Below are 19,853 nucleotides of genomic sequence, written 5' to 3'. Positions count from 1 at the left end.
CTCCCCTCACATCCGGAAGACGCCGAAGCCGCCGCGGGCGCCCTCGACCGGTGCGGTGTGGATGGCGGACAGGCACATCCCGAGGACGGTCCTGGTGTCGCGCGGGTCGATGACCCCGTCGTCGTACAACCGCCCGGACAGGAACATCGGCAGGGACTCGGCCTCGATCTGCTGCTCGACCATGGCGCGCAGTCCGGCGTCCGCCTCGTCGTCGTACGGCCGCCCCTTGGCGGCGGCCGAGGCGCGGGCCACGATGGAGAGCACCCCGGCCAGCTGCTGGGGGCCCATGACGGCGGACTTGCTGCTGGGCCAGGCGAACAGGAAGCGCGGGTCGTAGGCCCGGCCGCACATGCCGTAGTGCCCGGCGCCGTAGGAGGCGCCCATCAGGACCGACAGGTGCGGGACCCTGGAGTTGGAGACGGCGTTGATCATCATGGCGCCGTGCTTGATGATGCCGCCCTGCTCGTACTCCCTGCCGACCATGTAGCCGGTGGTGTTGTGCAGGAAGAGCAGTGGGATGTCGCGCTGGTTGGCGAGCTGGATGAACTGGGCGGCCTTCTGCGACTCCTCGCTGAACAGCACGCCCTGCGCGTTGGCGAGGATTCCGACGGGGTAGCCGTGCAGCCGGGCCCAGCCGGTGACCAGGCTGGTCCCGTAGAGCGGTTTGAACGCGTCGAAGTCCGAGCCGTCGACCAGCCGGGCGATGACCTCGTGCGGGTCGAAGGGCACCTTCAGGTCGCCGGGCACGATGCCGACCAGCTCGTCCTCGTCGTACCTGGGCGGCTCGGCAGGGCCGGGATCGGGGTGCGCCTTGCGCCAGTTGAGGCGGGCGACGATGCGGCGGGCCTGGCGCAGCGCGTCCTGCTCGTCGACGGCGAAGTGGTCGGCGAGGCCGGAGGTGCGGGCGTGCATCTCGGCACCGCCGAGCGATTCGTCGTCGCTCTCCTCGCCGGTGGCCATCTTCACCAGGGGCGGGCCGCCGAGGAAGACCTTCGACCGCTCCTTGATCATCACGGTGTGGTCGGACATCCCGGGGACGTACGCCCCGCCGGCCGTGGAGTTGCCGAAGACGACGGCCACGGTCGGGATACCGGCGGCGGAGAGCCGGGTGAGGTCGCGGAAGAGCGCCCCGCCCGGGATGAAGATCTCCTTCTGGGAGGGCAGATCGGCACCCCCGGACTCCACCAGGCTGATGGTGGGCAGCCGGTTGGCGAAGGCGATCTCGTTGGCCCGCAGGGCCTTCTTCAGCGTCCAGGGGTTGGAGGCGCCGCCGCGTACGGTCGGGTCGTTCGCGGTGATCAGGCACTCCACGCCCGCCACCACCCCGATGCCGGTGACGAGCGAGGCGCCGACCGCGTAATCGCTGCCCCAGGCGGCGAGCGGCGACAGCTCGAGGAAGGGACTGTCCTCGTCGACCAGCAGCTCGATCCGCTCCCGGGCGAGCAGCTTGCCGCGCGAGCGGTGCCGCTCGACGTACTTCTCACCGCCGCCGCCGAGCGCCCCGGTGTGCGCGGCGTCCAGTTCGGCGAGCTTGTCGAGCATGGCGGCGCGGTGGGCGGTGTAGTCGGGGCTCGCGGTGTCGAGCCCGGTGGGCAGGACGGTCATGCGTGCACCTCCGGTGCGTCGACGCTGTCCAGCAGGGCCACGGGTATCTCCAGGTGCCGGGCGCGGAGCCACTCCCCCACCGCCTTGGCCTGCGGGTCGAAGCGGTGCTGGGCGGCGACACCTTCCCCGAGCAGCCCGTGGACGGTGAAGTTCAGGGCGCGCAGGTTGGGCAGCACATGGCGTACGACGGTGAGCGGGGCGGCCTCCGGGAGGAGTTGGCGCAGGCGCTCGACGGTCAGTTCGTGGGCCAGCCACCGCCACGCCTCGTCGCTCCTGACCCACACCCCGACGTTCGCGTCGCCGCCCTTGTCGCCGCTGCGGGCGCCCGCGACCAGCCCGAGCGGGGCGGTGCGGGTGGGTCCTGGGCCCAACGGCTGCGGCAGCGCGGGCTGCTCCACGTCGGCGAGGGCTCTCGTCCGGGCGGGCGGCTCCTGCACCTCACGCCGCCCGTCGGGCAGCACGGCCACGTGCGTGACGTCGCCGGCCGGAACGTACCGGGCCTCGAACACCCCGTAGGGCGCGCCCTTTCCGGGTGGGGCGGTGACGTGGAAGCCCGGGTAGCTGCCGAGAGCCAGCTCGATCGCGGCGCCGGAGAGCGCGCGCCCGACCGCTTCGGGATCCTGGTCGCGGACGACGAGCCGGAGCAGGGCGCTCGCGGTCTCCTCGGTGGCGGCGTCCGCCCGGTCGGTGCGGGCCAGCTCCCACCGCACCTGGTCCGGCTGCCGCCCGGCACGTGCGAACGCGTCGGCGAACTGGTCCCGCACCAGCTGCGCCTTGGCCTCGGTGTCGAGGCCGGTGAGTACGAAGACGACCTCGCTCCGCCAGCCGCCGAGCCGGGTGAGCCCGGCCTTGAGGGTGGGCGGCGGCGCTTCGCCGCGCACCCCGGAGATCCTGACCCGGTCGGGGCCGTCGGCGGACAGCCGTACGGTGTCGAGCCGGGCGGTGACGTCGGGGCCCGCGTACCGGGCGCCGCCGGTCTCGTACAGCAGTTGGGCGGTGACGGTGCCGAGGTCGACGACACCGCCGGTGCCGTCGTGCTTGGTGATGACGGAGGTGCCGTCGGCGTGGATCTCGGCGACGGGGAAGCCGGGGCGGCGGACGTCGTGGTCCCGGAAGAAGGAGTAGTTGCCGCCGGTCGCCTGTGTACCGCACTCCAGTACGTGTCCGGCGACGACGGCCCCGGCGAGCGCGTCGTGGTCCTGTGGTCCCCAGCCGAAGCGGGCGGCGGCGGGGCCGGTGACGAGGGCCGCGTCGGTGACCCTGCCCGTGACGACGACATCGGCGCCTGCCCGCAGACAGGCGGCGATGCCCGCCCCGCCCAGGTAGGCGTTGGCGGTGAGGTATCCGTCGGGCACGGGGAGGCTGTCGCCCTCGACATGGGCGACGCGCACGGGCACGCCCACCCTGTCGGCCAACTCCCTTATGGCGTCGGCAAGTCCGGCCGGATTGAGGCCCCCGGCGTTGGTGACGATCCGCACCCCGCGCTCCCGGGCGAGGCCGAGCCCCTCCTCCAGCTGGCGCAGGAAGGTGGTGGCGTAGCCGCGCGCGGGGTCCTTGAGCCGGCCGCGGCCGAGGATGAGCATGGTGAGCTCGGCCAGGTAGTCGCCGGTGAGGACGTCGAGGGGGCCGCCGGTGAGCATCTCGCGCACGGCGTCGAAGCGGTCGCCGTAGAAGCCCGAGGCGTTGCCGATCCGCAGCGGCGGGGGCACGTCCACCGCCTCCGCGACCGGACGCCGCCCCGTCCCCGAGGTCACGCTCCGCCCCCCTGCCGCGGGGCGCGCCCCGGTCCGGCGGGCCCGGCGAAGGCCTGCGCGATGTCCAGCCACATCTCGGCGTCGGCGCCCTCGGCCCGTACGGCGAGGTCGTCGCGATGGGCGCGCTGGGTGACGAGCAGACAGAAGTCGTGCAGCGGGCCGGTGACCCGCTGGGCGGCGCCATCGGGACCGAAGGTGACCAACTGGCCGTCGGGCGAGCGGAGTTCGACCCGGAATTCCTCCGTGGGCGCCTTGATCCCCCGGACGAGGAAGGCGTAGTCCCGGGCCCGCGTCCCGATCCGCGCCACGTGCCGCAGCCTGGCCGTGGGGGTGCGGGTGACACCCAGGGCGTCGGCCACGTCCTGACCGTGCGCCCAGGTCTCCATGAGTCGCCCGGTCGCCATGGACGCGACGCTCATGGGCGGCCCGTACCAGGGGAAACGGGTCCCGGCGGGGGCCGCGCGCAGGGCTTCCTGGAGCCGCTGCCGCCCCTCCCGCCAGTGGACCAGCAGGGCTTGGGGCGCGTACGCCGCCACGACCTCGGCGGCGGCCTCGTCGACGAATCCCTCCGGGTCCCGCGTCGCCTTCGCGACCTCGTCGCCGAACCTCTCGGGTTCGGTGACGGCGAGCAGCGCGACCTCGTCGGTCCAGCTCAGGTGGGCCACCTGGTGGGCGACGGTCCACCCGGCGGCAGGTGTGGCCGACGCCCACTGCCGGGCGCTCAACCCGGCTACCAGCAGGTCGAGTTCCTCGCTCTCGCTGCGCAGATCATCGAGCACGGCTGAGGCATCGGACACGGTGCGCTCCCCTCGGGGCCTGGCGGTGTGTCCCGGAGCCTGCCAGCGGGACCGAAAACAATCAAGCATGCTTGCATTGTTTTCCGGAAGAAGCCGGAAAGGACCGGAAGCCCGGGAGGCCGGCCCCGTCGTGAAGCGGCGGTTCAGCCCGCCGGGGTGGCGACCATGCCCTCGATCTCCTTGAGCACGAGGTCGGGACGGTCCTTCGGCACGTCGTGTGAACTGCCCTCGGCGGTGACGAGCGTCCGGCCGGGCCCGCTCCCGGCGAACGCGGCGGCGGCGTCGCGCCAGCGCTGGGCGTCCACGGGGGACGCCTCGAGCGGGGTCTTCTCCGAGACGATGACCGTTGCCGGCACGGTGTCCGGCCAGACGACCTCGTGGAAGGCCCGGTGCGTCGGGACGTAGTTCTCCGCGGTGGAGAGGAGCTGCCGGTTCCGGGGCTCGTCGGGGTCCTTCTTCGCCGCGTCGACCTGCGGCTGACTCGCGGCCACGAGACGGGCGATCTCCTCGTCCGTGAAGAGCGGGGGCAGGTTGGCGTCGACCAGGACCGCGCCGGAGAGCGTCTTCGGGTTCTCCTTGGCGAAGTAGTTGGCGATCTCACCGGCCTGGGAGTGGGACACCAGGGTGACGTTCCCGGTGACCCCCAACTGCCCGAGCCCCGACTTGAGGTCGGCGACAGCGCTCTCCACCTTCCACGGTCCGGGCACCGCCTCGCTCCTGCCGAGACCGGGCCGGTCGTACGTGATGACGGTGGCGCCGGTGTCCGCGTGGAGCCGGGGGACGAGGTCCTTCCAGTACGAGGAGTCCTCGCCGCCGCCCGAGTCCAGGACGATCGTGCGGCCGTCGCCCCGCGTGACGTGGAAGGCCAGCCGGTGCCCGTCATGGGTGATCATGTGCAGCTTCGATACGTCCGCCCGGCCGGCCACCGGCGAGGCGGAGGACTTCGCCGGGTGCGCGGCGGAGTGGCCGGGAGCGGGGGCGGAACGCCCGGGAGAGGGGGCGGAGTCGTTGTCGTCGCCGCAGGCCGTGAGCGCTCCGGCCGTCAGGGTCAGCAGGGCGAGGGCCGACAGCGCGCGGTACGCGGACGGGCGCCCAGGGGAAGTTCGGGTCATGGCTGGTCCTTCGGGACTGGGAGGGGCCGGGGCCGGGAGAGGCCGGGGCCGGGGGCCGGGCGCTTGCGGGTCCAATCATTCGGAACCGCGCCCGGCCGGAGAATCCGCCTGGCACGCCTGTCGCCGGTGGCGCTGAGGCCAGTGGGCGCGGTGGGGTTGTCCCCCGCCGGGCGAGCACGGGCGGCGCCGTCCCCGAGCGCCCGGCGGATGATCCGTCCCCCGTGCGAGCTACGCGCAGGTGCGCACCGTGAGGTGACGATTCCGGGCCGCCGTCTCCGTAGCGTTCAGGTCAGCGGAGGAACACGGCCGCAGCACACGAAGAACGCACAACTCCCCTTACGCTCACCCCCGTTCGGAGTTCGAAATGGCGCGCATCATCCGGAAGACCGTCCTCACCACGCTGAGCCTCGCCGTGGTCGGTGCGGGAGTGCTGGCCTGCACGGACGGCCCCCTCAAGGAGCCGCTCCTCTCGCTGCGGGACTCCGCGCGGAAGCACACCGCCACCGACGCGTTCTCCGGGACGAAGAAGATCGACGTCGACGGCCACTCGGTGAACGTCACCTGCTCCGGAACCCGGGCGGACGGCAGGCCGGTCGTCGTGGTGATGGGGGGACTCGGTGACGGCCTGAACAAGACGGCCGCCTTCCGCAAGACCCTGAGCGAGAAGGACCGGGTCTGCTCCTACGACCGGCTCGGCGAGGGCGGGAGCGACAAGCCGGCCGGTGTCCAGTCCATCGCCGCCAGCGGGAAGATCCTCACCGGGGTGCTCGACCGGGTCGCCGACGACACCCCGGTCGTCCTGGCCGGGCACTCGCTGGGCGGGCTGCTCGCCGCCCGGTACGCCCCCGCGCACCAGGACCGCGTCAAGGGACTGGTGCTGATGGACGCCACGTCGCCGACGTCGAACGGTGACATCGAGAAGGTCATCCCCAAGTCGGCCACCGGCCGGAACGCCGAGCTCCGCGCGGGGACCGTCGCGGTCGGCGAGGGACAGAACCAGGAGAAGCTCGCCTTCCCCGACGGCGAGGTGCGCTCGGCCGGGGACATCCCGGTGGAGGTCATCCAGCACGGCACCAAGTACCTCGGCCAGTTCCCCGTGTACGGCGACGGCCTGGAGAAGGTGTGGTCCGGGGGACAGCACAAGTGGATCGCCGTCTCCAGCCGGAGCAGGCTCAGCACCGCCTCCGGCAGCGCGCACTACATCTACCTGGACCGGGCCGACCTCGCGGTCAAGGCCGTCCGGAGCGTCAGCGACCGGGCCGCGCAGTAGCCCGTCCCCCGCGTCAGGCGGTTCCCGGGCTCGGGCCCGTCGCGGCGAACAGCCTGGTCAAGCCGGTTTGGCCGCGGGGACGAGGACGGCAGTGCCGACCACTCAGCCGCCGCGGGCCTTTCGCAGACTGCCGACCTGGCTGCGCACCGCTCCCATGCTCGCCCCGATGACCAGGGCGATGGCCAGGGCGTCCGTGGTGGAGAGCGCCTGGTCGAGGATGAGGAAGCCGGCCATGGCGGCGATCGCCGGTTCCAGGCTCATCAGGATCGCGAAGGTGGGTGCGGGCAGCCTGCGCAGCGCCATGAGTTCGAGGGTGTACGGCAGCACCGAGCTCAGCAGCGCCACCGCCGCGCCCAGTCCGAGGGTGCTGGGGACGAGGAGCTTCGAGCCCGACTCCATGATGCCGAGCGGCAGCGAGAGCACGGCCGCCACCACCATCGCCAGGGCCAGCCCGTCGGCCTGCGGGAAACGGCGGCCGGTGCGGGCGCTGAAGATGATGTACGTCGCCCACATGGCTCCCGCGCCGAGCGCGAAGGCGGCACCGACCGGGTCGAGCCGGTCGAAGCCTCCGCCGCTCAGCAGGACCACCCCGCCCAGTGCCAGGGCCGCCCAGACCACGTTGACCAGGCGGCGCGAGGCGAACACCGAGAGGGCGAGCGGGCCGAGCACCTCCAGCGTGACGGCCGCACCGAGCGGGATGCGGTCGGCGGCCTGGTAGAAGAGCGTGTTCATGCCGCCCATCGCGACACCGAACGTGAGGACCGTGCCCCAGTCGGCGCGCGAGTGCCCGCGCAGCCTGGGCCGGCAGACGACGAGCAGGACGAGTGCGGCGGCGGCCAGTCGCAGTGTGACGACTCCGAGGGCGCCGGCCTTCGGCATCAGCAGGACGGCGACCGCCGCGCCGAACTGGACGGAGAGGCCGCCCGCCACGACCAGCGCGACCGGGGCCAGTGCCGCCCTGCGGCCCGGGACAACGGCCGGTCCGCCCTTCTCTCCCTGCCCGCCGAGGGCGCTGACCGCCTCGGGGACGGCGACGGCTGCGGCGGCCGGTTCTGCGGCGGTGCCCTGGTCGTTCACCTGTGGCCTGACTTCCTGAGTTCTCGAATGCGGTGTCCCCCGGATACAGCGACGGCAACAAGTACAACACAGTGCACTTCAACATTGGCAATACTGCACTCGCGCGATGCCGCCCGCCCCCACCGTAAGGACCTCCGGGCGGCACGCGAAATGCCGGCTCTGCACAGTCCCGGCAGGCCGGGCGTCCAGGTGGACCAGGGGCGGCAGCACTGCCCCCGGGACACCGGCCGGCCCCGCCGGGAGAAGTCGGCCGGTACGGGTCGGCCGGGACGGGCAGCCGGTACGGGTCAGCCGCGGATCGTGGCGGCCTCGCGGACGAACCTGCGGTGACCGATCAGCCGGTAGGCCAACCGGGCCGGGGCCGGCACGACCCGCATGAACCTCCGCCGTTCCGCCTCATCGGTCTCCTCGGTGATGTGGCCGAGGACGATCAACCGCCGCATGAGCGGGATCGCACTCATGCCGTGCCTGCCGAGCGCGTCCCACTCCTTCTGCGTCAGCGTGCGCGAGACGACCGGGAGTATCTCCTGCTCCTCCTCGGCCAGGTGGTCGATCAGCGTCGGCATCACGGTGTCGACGAGTGTCGCCATCCGCTCACCGGCGCCGGCGTCCGCGCTCGCCGTCCACGCCGGCAGCTCCGCGCCGACGGCGGCGACGGCGGCGTCGACCTGCGCGTGCTGGGCATCCATCCGGTCCATCAGCTCCGGGTCGAGCACGGCCCGCTCGCGCAGCAGGGGAAAGAGCAGCTCGTCCTCGCCCGTGTGGTGCGTGTGGAGGAAGGACAACATCTCCAGGGCGTGCGCGCCGACGACCCCGGACCGCGCACGGTCACCGGCCGCGGAGCGGAACAGCCGGGGGAGCAGGCCGAACTCACGCCGGATGACGCGGTGGATCAGCACCATCTCGTGGGTGTCGACGCGGGCTACGGAGGTGCTCACCGTGACTCCTCGCCGGTCACGGCGTTCCGGATGGCTTCGTGCGCCGTGGTCGCCGGTCGCCCGATGAGCTTCACCAGGTCGTCGCTGTCGGTGAACAGCTCCCCGCGGGCCAGGCCGGCATCGGCGTCGGCCACCGCGGCGGCCATCTCCGGGGGCAGCCCGGCACCGGTCAGGACACCGGTGTAGTCGGCGACCGGCATGTCCCGGTAGGCGATGTGGGTGCCGAGGACCTCACTGATCGTGGCGGCGAGTCCGGTCAGCGTGAACGGCGTCCCGCCGAGCTCGTAGGTGGCTCCGAGATGCCCGTCCTGCGTCAGCACCGCGGCGGCGGCGGCCGCGTAGTCGCGGCGGCCTGCCGCACTGACGAGACCGTCGTGCGCGCTGCCCAGCAAGGCTTGGTACTGGGTGATCATCGGCAGCTGGTCGGTGTAGTTCTCCAGGTACCACCCGTTGCGCAGGATGACGAACGCCGGACCGCTGCCACGCAGGTACTCCTCGGTGCGGCGGTGTTCGTCGGCGAGCGTCATCCGCGCGGTCGAGGCGTTGACGATGCTGGTGTACGCGATCCGGGACACACCCGCCCGGACCGCGGCGTCGATGGCGTTGCGGTGGTTGTCGAATCGCTCACCGACCGTCGCCGTCGAGACCAGCAGCATCGTGTCGGCACCCGCGAAGGCGTCGTCGAGGCTGCTCGGGTCGGCGAAGTCCGCGCGCCGCACCGTGACCCCGTCCTGTGCGAGGTCGGTGAGCCTGCCGACGTCCCGGCCGGTGGCCACGAGCTGCGTCGGCGACATTCCGGTGGCGAGGAGCTGGTCGACGACGAGCCGGCCGAGGTGACCCGACGCTCCGGTGATGATGGTGGACATGATGTTTCCCTTCGTTGGATGTGCGGGGGGGGCAGGCGGGGGTGCGGGAGTCAGCTCCAGCCGCCGTCGGCTTCGATCGTGGCGCCGGTGATGTAGGAAGCGTCCGGCGAGAGCAGGAACGCGACCACGGCGGCGATCTCGTCGGGCTGGGCCAGCCGCCCGAGTGCGCTCATCGAGCGCAGGAGCGCGTCGAACGGCGCGCCGGTGAGCGCGGGGTGGACGTAGTTGGGGGCGTAGCCGGCCATGCGGGTGGCGGTGGCGCCGGGGGCGATCGCGTTGATGGCGATGTTCCGCTCGGCCAGCTCGGGAGCGAGATTGCGCACCATGGCCGGGATGGCGGCCTTGCTCGCCGCGTACAGGGCGTGTCGATGGACCTCCAGGCGTGCGCTGACCGAGGAGCTGAGCACGATCCGGCCCCCGTCGGTCATCGCGGCGACCGCCGCCTGGGTGACGAAGAGCTGTCCGGCCACGTTGGTCCGGAAGAGACGGTCGAAGTCCGCCTGCGTGATGGTCTCCAGCGCTCCGAAGTGCTCGACTCCGGCGTTGCTGACCAGCAGGTCCAGGCCGCCGAACTCCGACACCACCGCGCCGACCAGCTCGTGGGTCTGTGCCCTGTCGCTGATATCGGCCGGGAAGGCCACCGCGGTGTGCCCGTCTTCGCGGAGCTCGCCGACGAGTGCGTCGGCGGTCTCCTGATCGGATCGGTAGTTGACCGCGACGGTTGCTCCCCGGGAGGCGAGCCGCCGCACGATCGCGGCGCCGATTCCGCTGCTGCCTCCGGTGACCAGGACCCGCTTGCCCGCCAGGCTTGATGTCGATGTCATGACGCCACCTATGTGCTCTCTGCCGTCTTCTCGGGATGTGAACAGTCACCGGGCCGGCGCCCCGTCCTTCTTCGGCGCCGCCACTCAATCTCGTCAGCTTTCTTTACTACCGTAGGCACACGTCGGCCCCGATGGCAACAGCGACGGGTGTGGCGCCGCCGACGGACGGACGGCGGATCCGGAACGCGGCCTCCGCAGCGCCGCGTGCGCCCCGGCCGGCGGCGGCCCGGCCCGGCGGCGTTGACGTAGAGTGTGGATCCCGTGGGATCAGCTGGGTGATGGAGCCGAGAGCGGCATGGACGACGAGCAGCGAATGGATCTAGGGGTGGCGTTGTTCATCCCGTACCGGTACACCGAGGACCGGATGTTCCGGGCCATGCAGGACGCCGGGTTCGACGACTGGACCCTCGCCCAGTGCCGGGTCTTCCAACGCGTAGCCCCGGACGGTTCACGCCTCACAGACCTCGCTGACCAGGCACAAATGACCAAGCAGAGCGCCGGCGTCATGGTCGACCAACTGGAACGCCTGGGCTATGTCCGCCGGGTTCCCGACCCCACGGACGGCCGCGCCCGGCTGATCGTGATCGAGCGGCGCGGCCGGCGGGCGGTCGAGGTGGCCGCGGCGACGCTCGACGAGATCCTCGCGGAGTGGAAGGCCTATCTGGGCACCCGCAATTTCGCGCTGTTGCACCAGATCCTGGGTCAGCTCCGCGAGATCACCGACCCCTACGCACGGTAGCTCCCACCACGCCGAGCCATCCGCCCCCAGCCCCGGTCCGCTCCGGACCGCCCGGGTCGAGGGGTGCCGGCAGATCTGAACGCCACATCGAATTAGTCAGCTACATTGACTTGTTAGTCAATTATTCTGATGATTTTGCGGCAGGACGTATACGCCACACGGTGCGCCGGGCCCACGACGCCCGGCGGCCCGGCGCCGGAGGGCCGCCTCACACCCCTCCGGCGCCCGATGAGCGGGGGTCCGGGGACAGCGCCTCCGGGGGCAGCCCCTCCGCCAGCACCTCCGCGAGGTGCCGCGCCCGCACCCCGCCCAGCTGAGCCAGCTGCGTCCGGCAGGAGAAGCCGTCCGCCAGGAGCTCCGTACCGGCCCCCGCTCCCCGTACCGCCGGCAGCAACGACTCCTCCGCGCACGCCACCGACACCTCCCAGTGGCCGCGCTCGAAGCCGAAGTTGCCGGCCAGGCCGCAGCAGGCGCCCTCCAACTCCCCCGCCAGACCAGCCCGTTCGCGCAACCGGCGGTCCGGGGCGTCGCCCAGGACCGCGTGCTGGTGGCAGTGCGTCTGACCGGTGACCGGGCGGTCCAGACGCGGGGGCTGCCAGTCGGGGGCGTACTTCTCCAGGTACTCCGCCAGCGTGTGGACCGACGCGGCCAGTTCGGCGGCGCGCGGGTCGTCGGACAGGAGGTCCGGCAGGTCCGTGCGGAGCGTGGCCGCGCAGCTGGGTTCGAGGACGATCACCGGGGATTCGTGCGTGCCGGACAGCCGGTCCAGGGTGCGGCGCATCACCTCGCGGGCCCGGTCCAGCTGCCCCGTCGACACGTACGTGAGGCCACAGCACAGCCCGCGGCCCGCCGGAAGCACCCGGCGGCCCGTCGCCGCCTCCACGACCCTCACCGCCGCCCGGCCCACCTCCGGCGAGAGGTGCTCGGTGAAGGTGTCGGGCCAGACGTGGGCCACCCGGTCGCCGGGGAGGACGAACGTTCCCCTGCCCCAGCGGCGGTTCAGCCACCGGGTGAACGTCTCACGGGCCAGGACCGGGATACCGCGCTCCGGCGCGATGCCCGCCAGCCGTTTGGCGAGCGCGGCCGCCGGTCCCACCCGGGCCAGGGCGTTCAGCGCGGCCGCGAAGGGGGACGCCAGACGCAGCCACAGCGGCAGCCACCCCATCGCGTAGTGGGCGGCGGGGCGCAGCCGCCCCTTGTAGTGGTGGTGGAGGAACTCCGCCTTGTAGGTGGCCATGTCGACGCCCACCGGGCAGTCGCTGCGGCAGCCCTTGCAGGAGAGGCAGAGGTCGAGTGCGTCGCGTACCTCCGTTGAGCGCCAGCCGTCCGTGATCACCCCGCCGGCCCGGCCCGCCAGCATCTCGTGCAGGAGCCTGGCCCGGCCGCGGGTCGAGTGGGCCTCCTCGCCGGTCGCGCGGAAGGACGGGCACATCACGGACGTCCCCGAGGGCTCCGCCGTACGGCACTTGGCGACGCCCACGCACCTGCGCACCGCCGCCGAGAAGTCACCGCCGTCGTGCGGGTAGCCGAAGGCGACGTCGACCGGTTCGCGGGGCAGTACGTCGAAGCGCAGGTTCTCGTCCAGTCGGGCGGGGCGGGCGAGGATGCCGGGGTTCATGCCGCCGTCCGGGTCCCAGAGGTCCTTGAACCGGGCGAAGAGCGCGACGAGTTCGTCCCCGTACATCCGGGGCAGCAGTTCGGCGCGGGCCTGGCCGTCGCCGTGTTCCCCCGACAGCGATCCGCCGTGTGCGACGACGAGCGAGGCGACGTCCTCGGAGAAGCGGCGGAAGCGGGCGACGCCCGCGCCGCTCAGCAGGTCGAAGTCGATCCGGACGTGGATGCAGCCGTCGCCGAAGTGCCCGTACGGGGTGCCGCGCAGGCCGTGTTCGGCGAGCAGCGCACGGAAGTCGCGGAGGTAGGGGCCGAGCCGGGCGGGCGGTACCGCGCAGTCCTCCCACCCGGGCCAGGCCTCGCTGCTGACCCCGGGGACCCCCTCCAGGGGGGACCCCCAGATCCGGGTGGCGGTGCCGGACGCGTCCTCCCTGATCCGCCATAGCGCCCGCTGCCCGGCCGGGTCGGTGACGACGGCGGTGTCCACCGCGTCCGCCGAAGCCGCCCGAGCGATCCGTTCGGCGTGCGCCCGCGCCTCGTCCGGGCCGGCGCCGCCGGTCTCGACGAAGAGCCAGGCCGCGCCGCGCGGCAGCCCGGCAGGTTCGCGTACGAGGTCGGCCGCCATGCCCTCGACGGTCAGCGGGTGGTGCGGAAGGAGGCCGGGGGCCGCCTCGGCCGCGGCGGACTCGTCCGCGTAACCGAGCACGGCGAGCGCGCGGGCGGCGGGTGCCTCGACGAGCCGCAGCGTCGCCTCCGTCACCACGCCGAGCGTGCCCTCGCTGCCGCAGAACGCGCGGGCGGGGTCGGGGCCGCGCTCGGGCAGCAGCGCGTCCAGGGCGTAACCAGAGATGCGGCGCGGGAGTTCGGGGAATCCGGTGCGCAGGAGTGCCAGGTGGGCGGCGACGAGTTCGTGCAGCCCGGCGGGGCCCTCGGTGCCCGGTGCCAGGCGCAGGGTGTCGCCGCCGTAGCGGGCGACGGTCAGGGCGTGGACGTTGTCTGCGGTGGTGCCCCAGGCGACCGAGTGCGAGCCGCAGGAGTTGTTGCCGATCATGCCGCCGACCGTGCAGCGGCTGTGCGTGGAGGGGTCGGGTCCGAAGGTGAGCCCGTGCGGGGCCGCGGCGGCCCGCAGGTCGTCCAGGACGATGCCCGGCTGGACCACGGCGGTACGGGCGCCGGGGTCCAGCTCGACGATCGACCGCAGGTGGCGGGTCAGGTCGAGGACCACACCGGTGCCGGTGGCCTGCCCGGCGATGGACGTACCGCCGCCGCGCGGCACGACCGGCACCCCGTGCGCCCGGCAGACGGCGAGCACGGCGGCGATGTCGTCGGCGTCCCGCGGGGCCACGACGCCGAGCGGCACCCGGCGGTAGTTGGAGGCGTCCATCGTCGTCAGCGCCCGCGCGGTCGTGTCGAAGGCCACCTCGCCGCGCACGGCCGAGCGCAGGGCTTCGGCGAGTGCGGTGCGGTCGGGGCCGGCCTTTACATCGCGAGGTGCCATCCAGCCAGGATGCCGCCGCTCGGGGCCGGCTGCATCCAGGCCCTGCGCGTTTCCGCCGTATACGTCAATACGTCGGAATCTGTCCGTTCCGCGAACACATAGGCAACAGAGAGCACCACAAGTTCTTCCCAAACAGATCGTCAATTCTCATATAGTGACTCAGACTTGTCTGGGAATCATGTGTTCCAGTTGTCGCATTTTGGTCTTCCCATTCCGAACTCGCCCGAACAGTCCCGTCCGTCACCGTCCGCCCCCAAGGACTCCGCTTGCGCCCCTCAACCAGGCCGACCGCACTCGCTCTGCTGGTCACGGTGGCCCTCACCGGATCCCTGTGCCTCTGGGCTGTCCTCGCCGCCCCCGACTCGGCCAGGACCGCAGTGGCGTGGGGGTCCGGAGCCGCCGCCGTGCTGCTGTCCGTCGCCGTCGCCACCGCCGTCCACGCCCGCGCGACGGTGCGCCGGCTGCGCGAGAGGCAGGCGGCCGAGAGCAGCCGGTTCACGGCCGAGACCTCCCGGATGGTGTCCGCCTCCGCCTACGAGGCCCAGCAGTTCACCGCCGAGACGGCCAGGATGAAGTCGGCCGCCGCCGCCGAGAGGGCCAGGATCGCGGCGGAGGCGGCGGCCGCGGCCGAACGCCTCACCGCCGAGAACGCCAAGCTCAGGGCCCGCGCCTCCCGCAGCGAGACCCAGCGCTCCGCGGCCGTCGCGGCCTGTGCCAACGCCGCCGGCCGGATGCAGGCGCTCGCCACGAGCATGCTCGCCGACCTGCGCGAGATGGAGAACCGGCACTCGTCCGAAGAGGTCCTGGGCGATCTGCTGCACCTGGACCACCGCACCGCCCAGGCGGGCCGGCTGGCCGACTCCATCGCCGTGCTGACCGGCGCCCGCTCCGGACGGCGCTGGGCGAAGCCCATCGTCATGGAGTCCATCCTGCGTGGCGCGATGGGCCGGATCAGCGGATACCAGCGGATACGCCTCCACTCCACCAGCGATGTCGCCGTCGCCGGGCACGCGGCCGAGGGCGTCATGCACGCACTGGCCGAACTCCTCGACAACGCCGCGAACTTCTCACCGCCCACCGCCGAGGTCCACGTGTACGTGGAGGAGGTGCCGGCCGGCATCGTGCTCACCGTCGAGGACAGCGGTCTCGTCATGAGCGATGTGCAGTTGCGCCGCGCCGAGCGCGCCGTCTCCGCGGTCGACCAGGACCTGGCCGGCCTCTCCGGCACCAGGCTCGGTCTCGCCGTCGTCGGCCGGCTGGCCCGCAAGCACGGGCTGACCATCTCCTTCCGGCCGTCCGCACGCGGCGGCACGGGCGCGCTGATGATGCTCCCGCAGGAGATCATCACCAGGACCCCGCTGCCCACGCCCCAACCCGCCACCCCGCCGGTGTCCGCCCCCAGCGAGCCCGAGCCGGTCCACGCCTCCGGGGCCGACCGGTCCGACGGCACCGGCCGGTCCGACGGCACCGACGGCTCCCGCACCCAGGAGACCCGGCGCCCCGAGCCCGGCGCCGTCTCCGAGCCCGGAGCCGAGTCCGCGCCCGGCTCCGAATCCGCGTCGGAGACCACCGGCGGCCTGCCCCGGTTCGGCGAGAGCGGACTGCCCAAGCGCTCCCGCGGCCGGACCCTGGCCGCCGCCGAGTCCCGCGCCAGGGCCGCCACCGCCGATGCCGACGCCGACGCCGAGGCGGCCGACGGAACGAACCCCCGGACCCGTACGTCCGACCCCAAGGCCCAGGCAGCCCGCTTCAGCAGCTTCCGCCAGGCCGTACGGCCCAATACCCCGCACCCGGAAGGCAACACCCGATGACCGCGACCACGGACGAGAAGCTCAACTGGCTGCTGGAGGGGCTCCTTGAGCGCACCCCCGGCGCCCGCCACGCCCTCGTGCTCTCCCGGGACGGCCTCAAGCTGTGCCGTACCCCCGAGCTCTCCGTCGACCAGGCTGACCAGCTGGCCGCGATCTCGGCCGGCATCCAGAGCCTGTCGCACGGCGCTTCCGTCGAGTTCGGCGACGGCACCGGCGGCGTACGGTCCGCGATGGCCGAGTTCTACGGCGGCGTGCTGTTCATCGTGGAGGCGGGTGCGGGCGCCCACCTCGCCGTCGTCGCCTCCGAGGACGCCGACGTCGGCCTCGTCGGGCACAACATGAGCGAGCTCGTCGAGCAGCTCGGCGAACACCTCGTCGCCCCGCCGCGCGAACCCTCCGGGCCCACCGGGGCAACCGAGAAATCGGCCGTATGACCACCCGCCACCGTCCCGGCCGGGACGACGACCCCGACCGGCTGTACACCCTCACCGGGGGGCGCAGCCGCTCCGACTCGACCGCCTTCGACCTGGTGACGCTCGTCGTCTCGGAATGCGAACCGGCCCCCGGTATGCAGTCGGAGCACGTCGCGATCCTGCGGATGTGCGAACGGCCCACCGCGGTCGTCGAGATCGCCGCGAGCCTGAACCTGCCCGTCAGCATCGTGCGCATCCTGCTGTGCGACCTGCTCGACACCGGCCGGATCAGCGCCCGCCACCCTCGTACCGCACGCGTCGCGGACCGGCTCCCCGACCCCGACATCCTGGAACAGGTGCTCGTTGGACTCCGCAACCTCTGACCGTGCCGCCCTACAGGCCACGGCCGACAACGGACTGAAAATAGTCGTCGTCGGCGGCTTCGGGGTCGGCAAGACCACCATGGTCCGATCCGTGAGCGAGATCCGTCCGCTCAACACGGAGGAGACGATGACCCGCGCGGGCGAGGCGGTCGACCACCTCGACGGCGTGCACTCCAAGACGTCCACCACCGTCGCCTTCGACTTCGGCCGGATCACGCTCGACGAACGCTCGGTGCTGTACCTCTTCGGCGCCCCCGGGCAGGAGCGGTTCTGGTTCCTGTGGGACCGGCTGTTCTCCGGGACGCTGGGTGCCGTCGTGCTCATCGACACCCGGCGCCTCGCCGACTCCTGGTACGCGATCGACCGGCTGGAGCACCACGGCACGCCGTTCATCGTGGCGTGCAACGACTTCGGCGGCCCGCTCCACACCGAGCAGCAGATCCGGGAGGCGCTCGACCTCTCGGAGGACGTACCGCTCGTGGAGTGCGACGCCAGGGACCGGTCCTCCAGCAAGTACGTACTGATCACACTGGTGGAGCACCTGCACGCCCTCTCCAGGGGCACGGTCGGCTCCGCCACCCGTCCGGAGACCACGCCGGAGAAGACCCCGGAGCACACCCCGTGACCCAGCCCACCGAACCGCCTCCGGGCTGCCCGGCGCACGGCCGCGTACCCCTGTCCGGACCACGGTTCCAGACCGAACCCACCCAGCTGTACCGGGAGATGCGCCGGGACCACGGCGCCGTGGCACCCGTCATGCTGCACGGCGACATCCCGGCCTGGCTGGTGCTCGGCTACCGCGAACTGCACCAGGTCACCAGCGATCCGGCGCTCTTCAGCCGCGACTCCGAACTGTGGAGCCAGTGGGAGCGCATCCCCGACGACTGGCCGCTGCGGCCGATGATCGGGCGCAAACAGCCCTCGATCCTCTACACGGTCGGCCCCCGGCACGTGCAGCGCGCCAGGATGATCAGCGACGCCCTGGAGGCGGTCGACCCCTTCGCGCTCAAGCGGTACGCGGAGGAGTTCGCCGACGAGCTGATCGACCGGTTCTGCTCCCGCGGCGAGACGGACATCATCGCCGAGTACACGAAGCTGCTGCCGGCCCGGGTACTGGCGCGGATCTACGGCTTCGCGGACACGGTCGGCGAGACCCTCGTCGAGGGGATCAACGACATGATCAACGGCGGGGAGCGGGCGCTGGCCGGCCAGAAGCACCACGCCGCGTCGATGGTGCAGCTGCTGGCCGAGAAGCACGCAGAGCCCGCCGACGACGTCGCCACCCGGATGCTGGCCGACCCCGCCGGCTTCACCGACGCGGAGATAACCCAGGACCTGATGGTCATGATGGCCGCCGGCCACCAGCCGACCGCGGACTGGATGGGCAACTCGCTGCGGCTGATGCTCACCGACGACCGGTTCGCCGCCTCGCTCTCGGGCGGTCGCCACAGCGTCTCCGAGGCCATGAACGAGGTCCTGTGGGAGGACACCCCGACACAGAACGTCGCGGGCCGCTGGACCGTACGCGACACCAACCTCGGGGGCCGCCACATCCAGGCGGGCGACATGCTGCTCCTGGGCATCGCCGCCGCCAACGGCGACCCGCAGATCCGCACCGACGGCTCCGCGCTGACCGGCGGCAACAACGCGTTCCTCTCCTTCGGCCACGGCGAGCACCGCTGCCCCTTCCCCGCCCAGGAGACCGCCGAGGTCATCGCACGCACCGGCATCGAGGTACTGCTCGACCGGCTCCCGGACATCGACCTGGCCGTCCCCGCCGAGCAGCTCACCCGGCGCCCGTCCCCGTGGCTGCGGGGCCTGACCGACCTGCCCGTCACCTTCACGCCGACTCCCGCCGCAGGACCTGCCACCGGAGGCCAGCAATGACACGGATCGTCCTCGACCCCTTCGTCGCCGACCTCGACGGCGAGAGCGCCACGCTGCGCGCCGCGGGCCCGCTCGCCGAGGTGGAGCTGCCCGGCGGTGTGCACTGCTACGCGGTCACGCACCACGCCGAGGCGCGGCAGCTGCTGACCGACGCCCGGATCGTGAAGGACATCAACGTCTGGGGCGCCTGGCAGCGCGGCGAGATACCCCTGGACTGGCCGCTGATCGGCCTCGTCAACCCGGGCCGCTCCATGCTGACCGTCGACGGGCCCGACCACCGCAGGCTGCGCACACTGGTGGCCCAGGCCCTGACCGTGAAGCGGGTCGAGCGGCTGCGCGGGGGCATCGAGGCGCTCACGGCCGCGAGCCTGGACCGCCTCGCGGCCCTGCCCCCCGGCGAGAAGGTCGATCTGAAGGCGGAGTTCGCCTATCCGCTGCCGATGAACGTCATCAGCGAGCTGATGGGCGTGGACGGCGCCGACCACCCCCGTCTCAAGGAGCTGTTCGACAAGTTCTTCTCCACCCAGACTCCGCCGGACGAGGTCCCGCGGGTGCTGGAGGACCTCGGGACGCTGTTCACCGAGATCGTGGCCGCGAAGCGGGCCGAACCGGGCGACGACCTGACCAGCGCCCTGATCGCGGCCTCCGAGGACGGCGACCACCTCAGCAACGAGGAGATCGTCAACACCCTGCGACTGATCATCGCGGCGGGCCACGAGACCACGATCAGCCTGATCGTGAACGCCGTCGTCGCCCTCCAGACCCACCCCGAGCAGCGCGAGCAGGTGCTGAGCGGCGAGGTGCCGTGGGAGAACGTGATCGAGGAGACCCTGCGCTGGAAGACCCCGACCTCGCACGTCCTGATCCGCTTCGCGACCGAGGACGTCGAGGTCGGTGACAAGGTCCTCCCCAAGGGCGAGGCACTGATCGTCTCCTTCGGCGCGCTGGGCCGGGACGAGCGGCAGCACGGGCCCACGGCCGGCGAGTTCGACGTCACCCGCTCCCCCAACCGCCACATCTCCTTCGGCCACGGCCCGCACGTCTGCCCCGGTGCGGCGCTGTCCCGCCTGGAGGCCGGGGTCGCACTCCCCGCCCTCTACGAGCGCTTCCCCCGGCTCGACCTGGCGGTCCCCGCCTCCGAACTGCGCAACAAGCCGATAGCGACCCAGAACGACCTGTTCGACCTCCCGGTCGACCTGGGCTGACCGCCCCCGGCCACCCCGGGCCCCGGGGCAGACCGGAAAGGGGCCGGGCCCCCGGACAGGGCG

17 protein-coding genes are annotated in these 19,853 nt (G+C 72.5%); 8 read left to right on the top strand and 9 right to left on the bottom strand.

Translation table 11 applies throughout. The annotated features are described in order from the left end of the window. Nucleotides 1-6: 6 nt before the first annotated feature. The 4 genes from ACFVJX_RS07605 to ACFVJX_RS07590 form a co-directional block, all read right to left on the bottom strand. Complete coding sequence (locus tag ACFVJX_RS07605; RefSeq protein WP_384126060.1) at nucleotides 7-1,605, bottom strand: acyl-CoA carboxylase subunit beta; 1,599 nt, start codon at nucleotides 1,603-1,605, stop codon at nucleotides 7-9. After that, the gene (locus tag ACFVJX_RS07600; RefSeq protein ID WP_384126186.1) at nucleotides 1,602-3,314 is read right to left on the bottom strand and encodes an acyclic terpene utilization AtuA family protein; all 1,713 of its coding nucleotides are present in this window, start codon (nucleotides 3,312-3,314) and stop codon (nucleotides 1,602-1,604) included. Before ACFVJX_RS07600 ends, ACFVJX_RS07605 begins: the two co-directional genes overlap by 4 nt. Before the next feature lie 41 nt (nucleotides 3,315-3,355). Further along, complete coding sequence (locus ACFVJX_RS07595) at nucleotides 3,356-4,156, bottom strand: TIGR03084 family metal-binding protein (RefSeq protein WP_384126061.1); 801 nt, start codon at nucleotides 4,154-4,156, stop codon at nucleotides 3,356-3,358. Between the two features lie 143 nt (nucleotides 4,157-4,299). After that, a complete protein-coding gene (locus ACFVJX_RS07590; RefSeq protein WP_384126063.1) occupies nucleotides 4,300-5,268 on the bottom strand; it encodes an alpha/beta fold hydrolase in 969 nt (322 codons plus the stop codon). A 364-nt stretch (nucleotides 5,269-5,632) separates the two neighbouring features. Between ACFVJX_RS07590 and ACFVJX_RS07585 the strand changes: the two genes are divergently transcribed. Next, nucleotides 5,633-6,538 (top strand): alpha/beta fold hydrolase, encoded by a 906-nt coding sequence (locus ACFVJX_RS07585; RefSeq protein ID WP_384126065.1) that lies wholly within the window; start codon nucleotides 5,633-5,635, stop codon nucleotides 6,536-6,538. A 102-nt stretch (nucleotides 6,539-6,640) separates the two neighbouring features. Here ACFVJX_RS07585 and ACFVJX_RS07580 read toward each other — a convergent pair whose 3' ends face one another. The 4 genes from ACFVJX_RS07580 to ACFVJX_RS07565 form a co-directional block, all read right to left on the bottom strand. Beyond that, entirely contained in the window at nucleotides 6,641-7,615 is a 975-nt protein-coding gene (locus tag ACFVJX_RS07580) for a DMT family transporter (RefSeq protein WP_384126067.1), read from the bottom strand. A 287-nt stretch (nucleotides 7,616-7,902) separates the two neighbouring features. Then, nucleotides 7,903-8,553 carry a hemerythrin domain-containing protein gene (locus tag ACFVJX_RS07575; protein ID WP_384126068.1) on the bottom strand — a complete coding sequence of 217 codons (651 nt, stop codon included), beginning with the start codon at nucleotides 8,551-8,553 and terminating at the stop codon, nucleotides 7,903-7,905. Continuing rightward, entirely contained in the window at nucleotides 8,550-9,419 is an 870-nt protein-coding gene (locus ACFVJX_RS07570) for an SDR family oxidoreductase (protein ID WP_384126069.1), read from the bottom strand. Before ACFVJX_RS07570 ends, ACFVJX_RS07575 begins: the two co-directional genes overlap by 4 nt. 50 nt (nucleotides 9,420-9,469) lie before the next feature. After that, on the bottom strand, nucleotides 9,470-10,243 hold the full coding sequence (locus tag ACFVJX_RS07565; RefSeq protein WP_384126071.1) for an SDR family NAD(P)-dependent oxidoreductase: 774 nt from the start codon (nucleotides 10,241-10,243) through the stop codon (nucleotides 9,470-9,472). Between the two features lie 295 nt (nucleotides 10,244-10,538). Here ACFVJX_RS07565 and ACFVJX_RS07560 point away from each other — a divergent pair, with 295 nt between their 5' ends. After that, on the top strand, nucleotides 10,539-10,982 hold the full coding sequence (locus ACFVJX_RS07560) for a MarR family winged helix-turn-helix transcriptional regulator (RefSeq protein ID WP_384126073.1): 444 nt from the start codon (nucleotides 10,539-10,541) through the stop codon (nucleotides 10,980-10,982). 208 nt (nucleotides 10,983-11,190) lie between these two features. Here the strand turns inward: ACFVJX_RS07560 and ACFVJX_RS07555 are convergent, their stop codons facing one another. Then, entirely contained in the window at nucleotides 11,191-14,091 is a 2,901-nt protein-coding gene (locus ACFVJX_RS07555; protein ID WP_384126074.1) for an FAD-binding and (Fe-S)-binding domain-containing protein, read from the bottom strand. 266 nt (nucleotides 14,092-14,357) lie between these two features. Between ACFVJX_RS07555 and ACFVJX_RS07550 the strand changes: the two genes are divergently transcribed. The 6 genes from ACFVJX_RS07550 to ACFVJX_RS07525 are packed head-to-tail and all read left to right on the top strand — an operon-like array spanning nucleotide 14,358 to nucleotide 19,790. After that, nucleotides 14,358-15,902 (top strand): sensor histidine kinase, encoded by a 1,545-nt coding sequence (locus ACFVJX_RS07550; protein ID WP_384126076.1) that lies wholly within the window; start codon nucleotides 14,358-14,360, stop codon nucleotides 15,900-15,902. Next, entirely contained in the window at nucleotides 15,899-16,336 is a 438-nt protein-coding gene (locus ACFVJX_RS07545; RefSeq protein WP_384126077.1) for a roadblock/LC7 domain-containing protein, read from the top strand. The genes ACFVJX_RS07550 and ACFVJX_RS07545 overlap by 4 nt, the downstream gene beginning before the upstream one ends. Beyond that, nucleotides 16,333-16,698 (top strand): DUF742 domain-containing protein, encoded by a 366-nt coding sequence (locus ACFVJX_RS07540; RefSeq protein ID WP_384126079.1) that lies wholly within the window; start codon nucleotides 16,333-16,335, stop codon nucleotides 16,696-16,698. The genes ACFVJX_RS07545 and ACFVJX_RS07540 overlap by 4 nt, the downstream gene beginning before the upstream one ends. Beyond that, nucleotides 16,679-17,323: an ATP/GTP-binding protein gene (locus ACFVJX_RS07535; protein WP_384126081.1), complete on the top strand. Its 645-nt coding sequence runs from the start codon at nucleotides 16,679-16,681 to the stop codon at nucleotides 17,321-17,323. The genes ACFVJX_RS07540 and ACFVJX_RS07535 overlap by 20 nt, the downstream gene beginning before the upstream one ends. Continuing rightward, entirely contained in the window at nucleotides 17,320-18,585 is a 1,266-nt protein-coding gene (locus ACFVJX_RS07530; protein ID WP_384126082.1) for a cytochrome P450, read from the top strand. The genes ACFVJX_RS07535 and ACFVJX_RS07530 overlap by 4 nt, the downstream gene beginning before the upstream one ends. Next, nucleotides 18,582-19,790: a cytochrome P450 gene (locus ACFVJX_RS07525; protein ID WP_384126084.1), complete on the top strand. Its 1,209-nt coding sequence runs from the start codon at nucleotides 18,582-18,584 to the stop codon at nucleotides 19,788-19,790. Before ACFVJX_RS07530 ends, ACFVJX_RS07525 begins: the two co-directional genes overlap by 4 nt. Nucleotides 19,791-19,853: the final 63 nt, after the last annotated feature.

The sequence above is a fragment of the Streptomyces sp. NPDC127177 genome (assembly GCF_042672475.1).
Classification (GTDB): domain Bacteria; phylum Actinomycetota; class Actinomycetes; order Streptomycetales; family Streptomycetaceae; genus Streptomyces.
Note: the sequence above shows the minus strand (reverse complement) of the source record. Positions and strands in the feature narration are given on the sequence as shown.

Coding starts and splice junctions, on each gene's coding strand:
- ACFVJX_RS07585 (WP_384126065.1), top strand. CDS start 5,633: ATGGCGCGCATCATCCGGAAGACCGTCCTCACCACGCTGAGCCTCGCC.
- ACFVJX_RS07570 (WP_384126069.1), bottom strand. CDS start 9,419: ATGTCCACCATCATCACCGGAGCGTCGGGTCACCTCGGCCGGCTCGTC.
- ACFVJX_RS07525 (WP_384126084.1), top strand. CDS start 18,582: ATGACACGGATCGTCCTCGACCCCTTCGTCGCCGACCTCGACGGCGAG.
- ACFVJX_RS07560 (WP_384126073.1), top strand. CDS start 10,539: ATGGACGACGAGCAGCGAATGGATCTAGGGGTGGCGTTGTTCATCCCG.
- ACFVJX_RS07565 (WP_384126071.1), bottom strand. CDS start 10,243: ATGACATCGACATCAAGCCTGGCGGGCAAGCGGGTCCTGGTCACCGGA.
- ACFVJX_RS07545 (WP_384126077.1), top strand. CDS start 15,899: ATGACCGCGACCACGGACGAGAAGCTCAACTGGCTGCTGGAGGGGCTC.
- ACFVJX_RS07540 (WP_384126079.1), top strand. CDS start 16,333: ATGACCACCCGCCACCGTCCCGGCCGGGACGACGACCCCGACCGGCTG.
- ACFVJX_RS07555 (WP_384126074.1), bottom strand. CDS start 14,091: ATGGCACCTCGCGATGTAAAGGCCGGCCCCGACCGCACCGCACTCGCC.
- ACFVJX_RS07605 (WP_384126060.1), bottom strand. CDS start 1,605: ATGACCGTCCTGCCCACCGGGCTCGACACCGCGAGCCCCGACTACACC.
- ACFVJX_RS07590 (WP_384126063.1), bottom strand. CDS start 5,268: ATGACCCGAACTTCCCCTGGGCGCCCGTCCGCGTACCGCGCGCTGTCG.